Genomic DNA, 12690 nt, shown 5'->3' with positions numbered 1-12690 from the left:
CCTTCCCCAGCAGACCCGCTGCGGGGACGGAGCCCGGTGTTCGTCGACGGTCGAGCCCGCCGTGACGGTCAGCGCGGCTCGGGGAAGCTGGGCCGCTCCGGATCCACTCCGTCGGGCACCGCAGCGGCCGCGTACTCCCGCTTGGGGACCATGACCTTGCGCCGGAAGACGCACACCATCGTGCCGTCCTGGTTGTAGCCGCGAGTCTCCACCGACACCACGCCCCGGTCGGGCTTAGAGCCGGACTCCCGCTTGTCCAGCACCGTGGTCTCGCCGTAGATGGTGTCGCCGTGGAAGGTCGGCGCGACGTGCCGCAGTGACTCGACCTCCAGGTTGGCGATCGCCTTCCCACTCACGTCGGGCACCGACATGCCGAGCAGCAGCGAGTAGATGTAGTTGCCGACCACGACGTTGCGCTTGAACTGGCTGGCCGTCGCGGCGTAGTGCGCGTCCATGTGCAGCGGGTGGTGGTTCATGGTGAGCAGGCAGAAGAGGTGATCGTCGTACTCGGTGACGGTCTTGCCCGGCCAGTGCCGGTAGACCGCGCCGACCTCGAACTCCTCGTAGTAGCGACCGAACTGCATGCTGGTCCCTTCGACGGGCGGCGATGGAGTTCGGCACAGCATGCCTTACCGATGGTTAAGGCGACCTGCGGGGCGCGACCGCGGCGGAAATGTCACACCGGTCACTCGCCTGGGGGGAGACGCAATGAGCGGCGGGGCCCTCCCCGGCACCCGCCGCCCACGCTCTGATGTGAGGAATTCTGCCCTACGCCTGCGTAGGTTCAACAGAGATCGCCGTCACATTTATCTTTTTGTAACATTACTCTACGTGACGAAGAGGAGGTTGATCAGCGATCTCCGCAGGCCGGATACCTCCTTGTCAAGGCCCAAGTTACCGATTCGTAGTGCTCAATCGCGTGGATCTCCCTGGAAACGCTCCCATTACCGCAGGTCACGCAAGTGCGTCGTGCACTTGCGTTCCGCAGGTCGGGTGTGAACAGACGTGTATCGATGACCCGCAGCGCCCTCCGGCAGCCCCGAACACGTTTCGTGCCCCACCGCCCGGGAATTCGATACGGTCAGCCCTGGTTCTACGGGACGTAGATAAACCGCGGTGATCGGAGAGTGCAATGGCAACCGTTGAGCTGACCTCGGCGAACTTCGACGAGGTGACCGGCAACGACGGCATCGTCCTGGTCGACTTCTGGGCCGACTGGTGTGGTCCGTGCAAGCGGTTCGCCCCGGTCTACGAGCGCTCCTCGGAAAAGCACCAGAACATCGTCTTCGGCAAGGTCGACACTGAGGCCCAGCAGGAGCTGGGCGCCAAGTTCGACATTCGCTCGATCCCGACGATCATGGCGATCCGTGACGGCGTCATCGTCTTCGCCCAGCCGGGCGCCCTTCCCGAGTCCGCGCTCGAGAACCTGATCGAGCAGGTCGAGGCGCTGGACATGGACGACGTCCGCAAGCAGCTGGCCGAGCACAACCACTGAGTCGTCCGCGCGACGACACGCGAGGCCGGGCCCGATACGGGCCCGGCCTTCGTCGTACGCCCACCAGCCCTCGCATGATCACCTGCCTGGTCAGGGCGAACTGGCCGTCGGAGGGACCCGACGCAGTCGGTACATCCCGTATCGTCACGACCCGATGGAGAACCTGACCACCCGCGGGCGCGTGACCCGGCTGGGCGCGACCGCACTCGGTCTCGTCCTCCTCGTCGTCGGCACCTTCTGGGGCAGCGACGACGACTTCCCGTTCGGCCCGTTCCGGATGTACTCCACCTCCAACCCGCCGAACGCACCCGCACCCGACACCCGTGTCGAGGGGGTGAACAGCTCCGGGACGGTGATCGACCTCGACCAGAACGCAACCGGCATCCGCCGCGCCGAGATCGAGGGTCAGCAGGCCCGATACGCCGCCGACCCGACGCTGCTCACCGAGGTCGCCGACGCGTACGCCGAACGCCACCCGGACGCCCCCGCGCTGGTCGAGGTCCGCATCGTCATCCGCTGGCACGGCATCCGCGCCGGCCGACCGACCGGCCAACACACCGACCAGACCGTCGTCCGCTGGCAGGCCCCCCGATGACGCGCTGGCTGACCGAGGCCGTACCCCGGGGCCGGGTGGCCGCCTTCCGCACCCTGATCTACCTGTTCGTCGCCGCCGACCTGGTGATCTTCACCCCCTGGGTACGTACCCGGGTCAGCGTGCCCGGCGACCTGTACCAGCCGCTCCTGATCGGCCGCCTGCTCCCACTGCCGACGCCAACTGAGACGCTGGTGACAGTGATCTTCTGGGCGTTGCTGCTGCTCGCCCTCCTCGCCGCCACCGGACGGGCGCCCCGGCTGCTCGGCTGGGCGGTGTGCGCGCTGTACCTGCAGTGGATGATCATCGCGATGAGCTACGGAAAGGTCGACCACGACCGGTTCGGGCTGCTCGTCGCACTGGCCGTGCTGCCCACCGCCGGTCGCGCCCGACACGGCGACACCACCCGCACCGAGGCCGGCGGCTGGGCCCTACGCGTCACCCAGATCGCCGTGATCTGCACGTACTTCCTGGCCGCCTTCGCCAAGCTGCGCTTCGGCGGCCTGGACTGGCTGACCGGCTCGGTCCTGGCCCGCGCGATCATCCGGCGCGGCACCGACCTGGCGGACCTGATCGCACAGGTGCCGTACCTGCTGATCGTCGCCCAGTTCGGCATCGTGGCGTTCGAGCTGCTGAGTCCGGTGGTCTTCTTCCTGCCACCCCGCTGGCGACTCGCCATGGTCGGCTTCTTCTACTCGTTCCACGCGGTCACCATCGCGACCATCACGATCTCGTTCGCGCCGCACCTGGCCGCGATGACCAGCTTCCTACCCTTGGAGCGGGTGCGCCCGCTGGTCTGGGTACGCCGGCTCGTCGGCCGCGGCTCTCCCGACTCGGCGACGACGGACGCCCCGGAACCGGGCGTCGACCCCGGGCCGGTACTACCCGGCCAGGGCACGGTGGCAGTCGGCGCAGAGCCGGCGCTCGACGATCAGGCGCCGGTGGTCGGGCGGCCGGCCGGGCCGTAGAGCCGCTCCCGGGCCTCCTGCGGCAGGGAACAGGCCGCCGTGCCACCGGGAAGTCGGTGCCGGTTGCGCGCCACCCAGCGGTACAACGGCCAAGCCGCGGCGCGTACCGGCGGGAACCGCAGGCCGGCGCCGGCCACCCGCCAGAGTGGACCACTCGCGGTGAGCAGCCTCGCGATGGCGTCCGGGCCGGCGGCGCGGAAGCCGTCCGCGCCGACCCACTGCACGGCCTCCTCGCACTCGGCCACGGTGAGGCCGAGCGCGTCCAGGTCGGCGAACTGCCAGGGCACCACCCGCGCGGCGGTGGGGATGCGGCGCTCGATGAACTCCGCACAGCTCGTGCAGAACGCGCAGTCCCCGTCGTAGACGAAGGTCGACGTCTCCATGGCGTCCATCCTCCCCTCTCCCACCATCCGAACGCCCACCGGTGTACGGCGGGTCACTTGCGCTCGCCTCGTACACGTGTTCGAATAGTGGCCATGCGCTGGGACAACCTCACCGCTCCCCCGGTTGAGGGAGACCCCGAGCGGGCAGCGCCAGCGACGCCACCCCTGCCGCTGGCGCTGCCCGGCGCCGTCGCCCGCACCTTCGACACCCCCGAGTTCGCCGGGATGACCTTCTACGAGGTGCAGGCCAAGTCCATCCTCAACCGGGTCCCCGGGCAGTCCCGCGTCCCGTTCGAGTGGACGATCAACCCGTATAGAGGCTGTTCTCATGCATGTGTTTACTGTTTCGCGAGAAATACTCACACCTATCTCGATCTCGATGCCGGTGCCGACTTCGACCGGAAGGTGATCGTCAAGGTCAACGCCGGCGAGCTGGTCCGGCGGGAGCTGGCCGCGCCGCGCTGGCGGGGCGCGCACGTGGCCATGGGCACCAACGTGGACTGCTACCAGCGCGCCGAGGGTCGTTACCGGCTGATGCCGCAGATCATCGGCGCCCTGCGAGACTTCACCAACCCGTTCTCGATCCTCACCAAGGGCACGCTGATCCTGCGCGACCTGCCGCTGCTGCGCGAGGCCGCCGAGGTGACCACGGTGGGCATCTCCTTCTCGGTGGGGTTCGTCGACGAGCACCTCTGGCGCACCGTCGAGCCGGGCACCCCCCATCCACGCCGCCGGCTGGACGCCGTCCGGGCACTCGCCGACGCCGGCTTCTCCGTCGGCGTGCTGATGGCCCCGATCCTGCCCGGCCTCAGCGACAGCGACGAGTCGATCGACGCCACCGTCTCGGCGATCGCCGCCGCCGGCGCGACCAGCGCGACCGCCCTGCCCCTGCACCTGCGTCCCGGCGCCCGGGAGTGGTACGCGCACTGGCTCGCCCGCGAGCACCCGCACCTCGTGCCCCGCTACCGCGAGCTCTACCGGGCCGGCGCGTACGCCCCGCAGGCGTACCAGCGGGAGTTGACCGCGCGGGTGCGGATCGCCGCCCGCCGGCACGGGCTGCACCGCGGGGAGCGGGGCGACAACCGCAGCCTGCCCGAGCCGACGCCACCGTCGGTGGCCGAGCAGCTGACCCTGCTGTAGCCGGAGCTACAGTCGGCGGGTGCGTACCGCTCAGCAGATCCTCGCCGACTCCGCCGTGATCGCCGTCGTGGGCGCGTCCCGCGACCCGTTGAAGGCCGCGCACGGCGTGCCGTTGCAGATGCAGCAGTACGGCTGGCGCATCATCCCGGTCAACCCGACGGTCGACGAACTGTTCGGGGAACGGGCCTACAGGACCCTCGCCGACATTCCGCACCCCGTCGACCTGGTGGACGTGTTCCGGCCGGCGGCCGACGCCGTGCAGGTGGTCCGGGACGCGGTGGCGATCGGCGCCCCCGCGGTCTGGCTTCAACTGGGCATCGTCTCGGCCGAGGCACGGCGCATCGCCGAGGAGGCCGGCATCGACTATGTCGAGGACCGCTGCCTCATCGTCGAACGCGCCGCCGCCAACCTGACCCGCCTGACCTGACCCACCCGCTCACCCCACCCGCGCCGCCCTCCCCAAGCCGCGATCTTGGACTTACTGTCCCGACAAACCCGACGTAAGGGCCGAACGGGCAACCGGAAGTGCAAGATCGCGAAGACGGGGGGCGGGTCAGAGCTTGTACTCCTTGAGGAGGCCGCGGGAGATGATGGTCTTCTGGATCTCCGAGGTGCCCTCGCCGATGAGCAGGAACGGGGCCTCCCGCATCAGCCGCTCGATCTCGTACTCCTTGGAGTAGCCGTAGCCGCCGTGGATGCGGAACGCCTCCTGGACGACCTCGGCGCAGTACTCCGAGGCGAGCAGCTTGGCCATCCCGGCCTCGACGTCGTTGCGCTGACCGGCGTCCTTGAGCCGGGCGGCGTTGACCATGAGGGCGTGCGCGGCCTCGATCTTCGTGCCCATCTCGGCGAACTTGAAGGCGATCGCCTGGTGCTTGGCGAGGGGCTGACCGAAGGTCTTGCGCTGCTGGGCGTAGCTGACCGCCAACTCGAAGGCGCGGATGGAGATGCCGCAGGCGCGGGCGGCGACGTTGACCCGGCCCACCTCGATGCCGTCCATCATCTGGTAGAAGCCACGGCCCACCTGGTCGGCGCCGCCGAGGATCGCGGAGTCGGGCACGGTCACGCCGTCGAGCACCATCTCGGTGGTCTCGACGCCCTTATAACCCATCTTCTCGATCTTGCCGGGGATGGTAAGGCCGGGGGCGGTCTCGCCGAAGCCGGGCTCCTTCTCCAACAGGAAGGTGCTCATGTTGCCGTAGACGGACTCCGCGCCGGTGTCGGTCTTGACCAGGGTGGCCACCACCGAGGAGTACGCCCCGTTGGTGAGCCACATCTTCTGCCCGTTGAGCACGTAGCGGTCGCCGTCGCGGACGGCCCGGGACGTGATCGCGGAGACGTCGGAGCCGGTCTCGGGCTCGGACATGGAGAACGCCCCGCGCACCTCGCCGGTGGCCATCTTCGGCAGCAGCCGGGCCTTCTGCTCGGCGGAGCCGTGCTGGGAGATCAGGTACGCCACGATGAAGTGGGTGTTGACGATGCCGGAGATCGACATCCAGCCCCGGGACAGCTGCTCCACCACCAGGGCGTAGGTGAGCAGCGACTCGCCGAGCCCGCCGTACTCCTCGTCGATGGTGAGACCGAAGAGCCCCATCTCGCGCATCCCGTCGAGGATGTCGGTGGGGTACTCGTCGGCGTGCTCCAGCCGCTGCGCGTGCGGGATGATCTCCTTGTCCGCGAAGTCCCGGACGGTCTCCAGGATCGACTGTTGCACATCGGTCAGGCCGGGCGTCTGGGCGAGTCGGGCCATCTCAGCCTCCGGGGATCCGCGCACTACTCGTGGGTAACTGAACGCTGGGTCAGTATCGGCCCCTCGGGTCGACGAGGCCAAGGTGACCAGTCCACACAACCGCTGTGAAAAGGTTCACCGCTGCGGGTAGCGTCCGGCAAGAGGGACTTTTCCGGCACCGGCAGGAGGAGGACAGCTGTGAGCTACCCGCCGCCGTCGGGACCGCCCGAGGACGAGCAACCGCCGTCACCCTACGAGCCACCCAAGGACCAGTCGCCGTACGCGCCACCGCCGGCCGGCCAGCCGTACCCGCCCCAGCCGGACCAGCCGGCGTACGAACTGCCAGCGGAACGGTCACCGTACGGGCCACCGGCGGGCGAACCGTCACCGTACGGCCAGCAGGGGCCGCAGCAGTCGGCGCACTGGAGCCAGCAGCCGCCGTACCCCCCGCAGGGCCCCTACGGCCAGTACGGCCCGCCGCCGTCCGGGCCGGGTCGGGGCACCAACGTCCTGGCGATCCTGTCGCTGGTGTTCGCCTTCGTCTTCCCGCCGGCCGGCGCCGTCCTCGGCCACCTGGCCAAGCGGCAGATCCGCACCAGCGGCGAGGACGGCGACCAGCTCGCGACGTGGGGGCTGATCCTGGGCTACGCCTTCACCGGGCTCACCGTGTTGGCCTGCTGTGGCTGGCTGGCGCTGGTGGCCTTCGGCAACACCGGCGACACCGGCGGCTACTGACAGACGGGCCGGCGCGAACCGGCGCGGTCAGCGGAAGCGGGCCTCGCGGACGCTGTTGCCGCCGTCCACCACCAGCATCTGGCCGGTGATGTACGAGGCGGCCGGCGAGCAGAGGAAGCTGATCGCCGCGGCGACCTCGTCCGGCGTGCCCGGTCGCCCCACCGGGGTGCCCAGCCCTTGCTTGATCTCGGCCATGGTGGACGCCGCGGTGTAGATGGTGCCGGGTGCCACCGCGTTGACTGTCACGCCGTCGGCGATCATCTCCATGGCCAGGGCCCGGGTCAGCCCGACGACCCCGGCCTTCGCCGCGGCGTACGCGGCCTCGGTGGGCAGGGCGTTGACCGGGCCGGCCGTGGCCGCCAGGTTGACGATCCGACCCCAGCCCCGCTCGGCCATCCCCCCGATGAACGCCCGGCTGCACAGGAACGCGGTGGAGAGGTTGCGGTCGATCTCACCTCGCCACTCGTCGTAGGTCAGCTGCGCTACCGGCCGCAGCACGCCCTGGCTGGCCCGACTGGCCAGGCCGGCGTTGTTGACCAGCACCTCGACGTCGCCCAACTGCTCGGCGACCGCATCGGCCAGCGCGCCGACCTCGGACTCGTCGGTCAGGTCCGCGACGAAGCCGGTCACCCCCAGCTCGGTCGCCCGCTCGTGGATGCGTCGGGTGGTGGAGACGATGGCCACCCGAGCGCCCAGGTCGGCGAGTCGTCGGGCGGTGGCGTACCCGATACCGTCCGGGCTGCCCGCCCCGGTGACCAGGGCGACCCGCCCGTCCAGACGCATGGTGACCGGGTCGGCGAGCGCGGCCGGCTCGTCGGGGCCGGGGCTGCCCGCCGGGGCGGCCGTCCGGGCGCGCCGGGCCGCGCCCGGGCGGCTGACGTCCCGTCGGGGTCGACTGCCGGAACGGTCCGCGGCGCGCGCGTCGAATGCCATGCCAGGGATCCTGCCCGTTACGACCGGCCCGAGCAACGCGGCACCCGGAAGCAGGGGCGTCGGGTTTGGGCGGCGGTGGCTACCCTGTCTCCGCACCCCGACGTGACGGAGAGTTCGCATGACCAATCCCCCGCCGCCCGGCAACTGGACCGATCCCACGTGGTCGGCCCAGCCGTCGAGCCCCGCACCCGACCCGACCCTGGTGGCCGGTCAGCCGGTGCCCCCACAACCTGGCCCGTACGCGCCCGACCCGTACGCCCCGGTCGACCCGTACGCCGGCGCGCAGTCGCCAGCGACCCAACCGATGCCCGGGTACGCCCCGCCCGGTTACGCCCAGCCCGGCTACCCGCCGCAGTACCCCGGCTACGGCTACCCGCAGCCGCCGAAGACCAACGGGATGGCCATCGCGGCGTTCGTGCTGGCCCTGCTCGGTTTCACGTCCTGCATCACCGCGCCGGTCGGCGCGATCCTCGGGCACGTCGCGCAGAAGCAGATCCGGCTCAGCGGCGAGGGCGGCGCGGGGATGGCGAAGGCCGCCATCATCGTCGGCTGGATTCTCACCGGGTTCCTGGTCGTGGTGATCGCCATCTACGCCGCCGCGATCATCTACGCGATCGCGACGAGCGACAACAGCAGCAGTAGCTACTGACCGGCGGGCGGGCCGGCGTACCGCCGATTGTCGAGCCGGATCGACAGCCGGCGGCGGTCGTCCCGGCCCGGCCGGTCAGTGCTCCGGTGGGGTGAACGACGAGGTACGGCTCATCCCGGCGGCCCGGCCCTTGGCGGCGACCACCAACGCCATCTTGCGGGACGCTTCGTCGATCATTTCGTCGCCGAGCATCACGGCGCCGAGCCGGCCGCCGGCCTCCGAGGTGTAGTGCTCGTACGCGTCGAGGATCAGCTCGGCGTGGTCGTAGTCGGCCTGCGCCGGCTGGTAGACCTCGTTGGCGGCGTCGATCTGGCCCGGGTGCAGCACCCACTTGCCGTCGAAGCCCAGCGCGGCCGAGCGCTTGGCCACCTCGCGGAACCCGTCGACGTCGCGGATCTGGAGGAACGGGCCGTCGATGGCCTGCTTGTCGTGCATCCGCGCGGCCATCAGGATGCGCATCAGGATGTAGTGGTACGGGTCGCCCGGATAGTCCGGGATCAGGCCGCCGACCACCATCGACTTCATGTTGATCGACGCCATGAAGTCGGCCGGGCCGAAGATGATGGTCTCCACCCGCGGCGAGGCGGCGGCGATCGCGTCCACGTTGACCAGACCGGCGGCGTTCTCGATCTGCGCCTCGATGCCGATCCGGCCGACCTCCAGGCCGATCGTCTTCTCGATCTGGGTGAGGGTCAGGTCCAGCCACTGCACCTGGGCGGCGGTCTGCACCTTCGGCAGCATGATGCAGTCCAGGTTGGCGCCGGCGCCCTCGACGACCTCGATGACGTCCCGGTAGGTCCACGGCGTGGTCAGGTCGTTGACCCGGACCACCCTGGTCTTGCCGGCCCAGTCACCCTCGTTCAGTGCGGCCACGATGTTCTTGCGCGCGTCCGGTTTGGCCAGTGGGGCGACGGCGTCCTCCAGGTCGAGGAAGACCTGGTCGGCCGGGAGTCCCTGGGCCTTGCCGAGCATCTTCACGCTGGAACCCGGTACGGCGAGGCAGGACCTGCGGGGGCGACCGACTGCGGCCATGGATGCGCTCCTTCCAGCGTCCGGCGGGCATGCCGACGCCACCTGACGACAGATCCGAGACCTTAACGATCCCAAAGGGCGTTGTGACGCCACGGTAACCTCGCGCCATGACCGGGGTGAATGGACCTGTGGAAGATCTCACTGGGCGCCGGCTGGTGGTGGTGACCGGGGCCAGCTCCGGCATCGGGCTGGCCGCCGCCGTGCACCTGGCCTGCCGGGGCGACCAGGTGGTGCTGGTCGGGCGCGACCCGGCCCGCCTCCAGGCCGCAGCCGTTCGGGTGCGGGAGAACTCCGGTGAACGTCCGGAGCTGTTCCGGGCCGATTTCGCGATCCTCGACGACGTACGCCGACTGGCCGAGCAGCTCCGGGCCGCGTACGACCGGATCGACGTGCTCGCCAACAACGCCGGCGCGATCGCGCTGCAACCACTGAGCACCGTCGACGGCTTCGAGATGTCGATCCAGGCCAACCACCTGGCCCCGTTCCTGCTGACCAACCTGCTCGCCGACCGGGTGGGCCGGGTCGTGGTGACCGCCTCCGGCGCGCACCGCTTCGGCGCACTCGACCCGGACGACCTGAACAAGCCGCTGCGTGACTACCGGCCGATGGGCGCGTACGGCACCAGCAAGCAGGCGAACGTCCTGTTCGCCGCCGAGGCCGCCCGGCGCTGGCCGGACATCGCCGCGTACAGCTTCCACCCCGGCGTGGTCCGTACCCGGTTCGCCAACGACAGCAGGCTGGTCGCGTTCGGCATGCGTTTCATGCCGTTCCGCAGCCCGGAGAAGGGCGCCGAGACCCTGGTGTGGTTGGCCAACCAGGACCGCTCCCGGCTGATCAACGGGGGTTACTACGCCGACCGTCGGCCGCGCCGGCCACTGCGAAAGGCGGCCGATCCGCAACTCGCCGCCCGGCTCTGGGCGGCGAGCGCCAAGGCCGTCGGTCTGGACGAGTGACGTGGCCGGCGTGCTGACCCTTGTCGCGATCGTCGAGTTCGCCGCCGGGGCCGAGGCGGCCGGGCAGCGGTACGAGGACGCCGTACTGGCCCTGCTGGGACGGCACGGCGGCCGGTTGGAGCGGCGACTGCGCGGCACCGACGGGCAGACCGAGGTGCACCTGATCCGGTTCGACGGGCGGGCCGGCTACGAGTCGTTCCTCGCCGACCCGGACCGGGCGGCCCTGCGTACCGCCCTCGGCGAAGCCGCCCCGACGACCCGGGTCATCGAGGTGTACGAGAGCTAGCCCGCTCGGCGGGTGGATCTGCGATCAGTCGGCCAGCGGGGTCGGGTCGGCCGGCAGGGCGCTGGGTTCGCTCCGCCGGCCGCCGAGCACCACCACCGCCACCCCGGCCAGCAGCAACGCCATCCCGAGCAGCGCGTACGGGCGGGGCAGTTGCCCCAGCCAGGCCCAGCCGAGCAGGGCCGCGCCGGGCGCCTCCAGCAGGATCAGCACGCTCACCGTGGTCGCCGGGATCTTCCGCAGGGCGTAGTTGAACATCGAGTGCCCGAGCAGTTGGGCGCCGGCCACCAGGGCCAGGATGGCCAGCCAGGTACGCCCGTCGAACCCGGTCAGCCGTACGCCGCCGACCAGGCACAGGGCCAGCAGGATCAGCGCGCAGATCCCGTAGCAGATGGTGGTGTAGGTGGTGGTGCTGATGCTGGTCCGCGCCCGTTCCCCGAAGGCGGTGTAGACGGCGGCGAACATGGCGCCGACCAACGCCAGCACGTCACCGAGGACGGCCCGGCCGGAGACCCCCACGTCCACCCCGGTGGCGACCGCCGCGCCGCCGACCGCGACCGCGATGCCGATCCACACCACCCGGGGCAGGGGGCGCCCCTGGGCGCGGGCGATCAGCCCCTGCCAGACCGGCTGGGTGGCGACCAGGGCGGTCGACGTGGCGACCGAGGTGAGCTGGGCGCTCGGCACCCAGGTCGCGAAGTGCCCGGCCAGGGCGACCCCGGACAGAACGCAGAACAGCCCTTCCCGTCGACCCGCGCCTACCGTCAGCCTGCGGAGTTCGGCGCGACGCTGGACCAGCGCGAAGGGGCTCAGCACGGCCACCGCGAGCAGGTTGCGCCAGAACGCGATGGCCAGCGCGGGAGCGGCGGCGTACGCGATCAACGGCGCGGACGACGACACGGCGACCACGGCCAACCCGACCGCGCCGGTGGTCAGCGGGTCCAGAATCGGCCGGTGTGAAGGTGGGGGCACGGGACGTAATCCTCACACGTATGACGGTCAGCACGGAGGGTCATCACTCCGTTACGATCACGCGGTTCCGCGCCGGCGACCCTCGACCGCCCGGAGGCGTTCCCCCATGCCCAGCTACCAGGCGGTGCTGTTCGACTTCTTCGGCACCCTGACCCGTTCGGTGCAGCGCGGCGTCGCCCACCTCGGCACCGCCGAGCTGCTCGGGTGCCACACCGACACGTTGACCGAGGTGCTGGACCGCACCTACTACGAGCGGGCCACCGGCCAGCTCGGCAACGCGGAGGCGACCCTGCGCTGGGTGTGCGCCCAGGTCGGCGTGGACCCCAGTGACCACGCGGTGCGGGCGGCCGTGGCGTCCCGGCACCGGGCGGTCCGCGCGGACACCTGGCTGCGGACCGACGCGGTGCCGGTGCTGGCGGCCCTGCGCCAGCGCGGCCTGCGTACCGGCGTGATCAGCGACTGTACGCACGAACTGCCGGCCTTCCTGCCGCAGCTCGCGATCGCCCCGCTGCTCGACGTACGGGTCTTCTCGGTGCAGGTCGGGCGGTGCAAGCCGGATCCGGCGCTCTACCTGACCGCCTGCCAGCGGCTCGGGCTCGTGCCCGGCGACTGCCTCTACGTCGGTGACGGCGGCAGCCAGGAGTTAACCGGCGCCGAGCGGGCCGGGATGACCGCCGTCCGGCTCGCCGCACCGGATCTGGCCACGCACATGGTGTTCAACGCCGACCGGGACTGGCACGGCCGCACCCTCGGCACCCTGGGTGAGGTGCTCGCCCTCGTCGACGCCGACGCCGCGGTGGCGGGGGTCGGCGGTCGGGCGGGCTGA

Annotated in this window: 16 protein-coding genes; 10 read left to right on the top strand and 6 right to left on the bottom strand. The window is 70.7% G+C overall.

Annotation, left to right across the window (positions count from 1 at the left end; all coding sequences use genetic code 11):
* Window positions 1-68: 68 nt before the first annotated feature.
* Entirely contained in the window at window positions 69-584 is a 516-nt protein-coding gene (locus tag AC5L30_RS06290; RefSeq protein WP_030486570.1) for a MaoC family dehydratase, read from the bottom strand.
* Between the two features lie 548 nt (window positions 585-1132).
* On the opposite strand from AC5L30_RS06290, the gene trxA reads away from it, so the two are divergent.
* From trxA to AC5L30_RS06275, 3 genes are all read left to right on the top strand, one after another.
* Window positions 1133-1495 carry a thioredoxin gene (gene trxA / locus AC5L30_RS06285; RefSeq protein ID WP_030329190.1) on the top strand — a complete coding sequence of 121 codons (363 nt, stop codon included), beginning with the start codon at window positions 1133-1135 and terminating at the stop codon, window positions 1493-1495.
* 154 nt (window positions 1496-1649) lie between these two features.
* Window positions 1650-2090, top strand: coding sequence for a hypothetical protein (locus tag AC5L30_RS06280; RefSeq protein ID WP_406059758.1), 441 nt, complete (start codon window positions 1650-1652; stop codon window positions 2088-2090).
* Window positions 2087-3055 carry an HTTM domain-containing protein gene (locus tag AC5L30_RS06275; RefSeq protein ID WP_494865945.1) on the top strand — a complete coding sequence of 323 codons (969 nt, stop codon included), beginning with the start codon at window positions 2087-2089 and terminating at the stop codon, window positions 3053-3055. Before AC5L30_RS06280 ends, AC5L30_RS06275 begins: the two co-directional genes overlap by 4 nt.
* Here AC5L30_RS06275 and AC5L30_RS06270 read toward each other — a convergent pair.
* Window positions 3019-3438 (bottom strand): thiol-disulfide oxidoreductase DCC family protein, encoded by a 420-nt coding sequence (locus AC5L30_RS06270; protein ID WP_494865944.1) that lies wholly within the window; start codon window positions 3436-3438, stop codon window positions 3019-3021. The two genes, AC5L30_RS06275 and AC5L30_RS06270, sit on opposite strands and share 37 nt — an antisense overlap.
* 93 nt (window positions 3439-3531) lie before the next feature.
* Between AC5L30_RS06270 and AC5L30_RS06265 the strand changes: the two genes are divergently transcribed.
* Together AC5L30_RS06265 and AC5L30_RS06260 are read left to right on the top strand one after the other, a co-directional pair.
* Complete coding sequence (locus AC5L30_RS06265; protein WP_494865943.1) at window positions 3532-4578, top strand: Rv2578c family radical SAM protein; 1047 nt, start codon at window positions 3532-3534, stop codon at window positions 4576-4578.
* 19 nt (window positions 4579-4597) lie between these two features.
* Window positions 4598-5005, top strand: a complete 408-nt coding sequence (locus tag AC5L30_RS06260) for a CoA-binding protein (RefSeq protein ID WP_494865942.1) — start codon at window positions 4598-4600, stop codon at window positions 5003-5005.
* A 126-nt stretch (window positions 5006-5131) separates the two neighbouring features.
* Here the strand turns inward: AC5L30_RS06260 and AC5L30_RS06255 are convergent, their stop codons facing one another.
* Window positions 5132-6328, bottom strand: coding sequence for an acyl-CoA dehydrogenase family protein (locus tag AC5L30_RS06255; RefSeq protein WP_494865941.1), 1197 nt, complete (start codon window positions 6326-6328; stop codon window positions 5132-5134).
* Between the two features lie 177 nt (window positions 6329-6505).
* Here AC5L30_RS06255 and AC5L30_RS06250 point away from each other — a divergent pair, with 177 nt between their 5' ends.
* The gene (locus AC5L30_RS06250) at window positions 6506-7042 is read left to right on the top strand and encodes a DUF4190 domain-containing protein (protein ID WP_494865940.1); all 537 of its coding nucleotides are present in this window, start codon (window positions 6506-6508) and stop codon (window positions 7040-7042) included.
* A 27-nt stretch (window positions 7043-7069) separates the two neighbouring features.
* On the opposite strand, the gene AC5L30_RS06245 is transcribed toward AC5L30_RS06250, so the two are convergent.
* A complete protein-coding gene (locus tag AC5L30_RS06245) occupies window positions 7070-7975 on the bottom strand; it encodes an SDR family NAD(P)-dependent oxidoreductase (protein ID WP_494865939.1) in 906 nt (301 codons plus the stop codon).
* A gap of 118 nt (window positions 7976-8093) precedes the next feature.
* Here AC5L30_RS06245 and AC5L30_RS06240 point away from each other — a divergent pair, with 118 nt between their 5' ends.
* Window positions 8094-8624: a DUF4190 domain-containing protein gene (locus AC5L30_RS06240; RefSeq protein ID WP_494865938.1), complete on the top strand. Its 531-nt coding sequence runs from the start codon at window positions 8094-8096 to the stop codon at window positions 8622-8624.
* Between the two features lie 75 nt (window positions 8625-8699).
* Here the strand turns inward: AC5L30_RS06240 and AC5L30_RS06235 are convergent, their stop codons facing one another.
* Window positions 8700-9656: an HpcH/HpaI aldolase/citrate lyase family protein gene (locus AC5L30_RS06235; RefSeq protein ID WP_494865937.1), complete on the bottom strand. Its 957-nt coding sequence runs from the start codon at window positions 9654-9656 to the stop codon at window positions 8700-8702.
* Window positions 9657-9784: 128 nt separating this feature from the next.
* Here AC5L30_RS06235 and AC5L30_RS06230 point away from each other — a divergent pair, with 128 nt between their 5' ends.
* Window positions 9785-10609, top strand: a complete 825-nt coding sequence (locus AC5L30_RS06230; protein ID WP_494866088.1) for an SDR family NAD(P)-dependent oxidoreductase — start codon at window positions 9785-9787, stop codon at window positions 10607-10609.
* Between the two features lie 10 nt (window positions 10610-10619).
* The gene (locus AC5L30_RS06225) at window positions 10620-10895 is read left to right on the top strand and encodes a hypothetical protein (RefSeq protein ID WP_494865936.1); all 276 of its coding nucleotides are present in this window, start codon (window positions 10620-10622) and stop codon (window positions 10893-10895) included.
* A 24-nt stretch (window positions 10896-10919) separates the two neighbouring features.
* On the opposite strand, the gene AC5L30_RS06220 is transcribed toward AC5L30_RS06225, so the two are convergent.
* Window positions 10920-11864: a DMT family transporter gene (locus AC5L30_RS06220; protein WP_494865935.1), complete on the bottom strand. Its 945-nt coding sequence runs from the start codon at window positions 11862-11864 to the stop codon at window positions 10920-10922.
* 106 nt (window positions 11865-11970) lie between these two features.
* Between AC5L30_RS06220 and AC5L30_RS06215 the strand changes: the two genes are divergently transcribed.
* The gene (locus AC5L30_RS06215) at window positions 11971-12690 is read left to right on the top strand and encodes an HAD family hydrolase (protein WP_494865934.1); all 720 of its coding nucleotides are present in this window, start codon (window positions 11971-11973) and stop codon (window positions 12688-12690) included.

It is taken from the genome of Micromonospora sp. BQ32 (genome assembly GCF_059358895.1).
The sequence above is the reverse complement of the archived record's forward strand: the minus strand, read 5'-3'. Positions and strand labels throughout refer to the sequence as shown.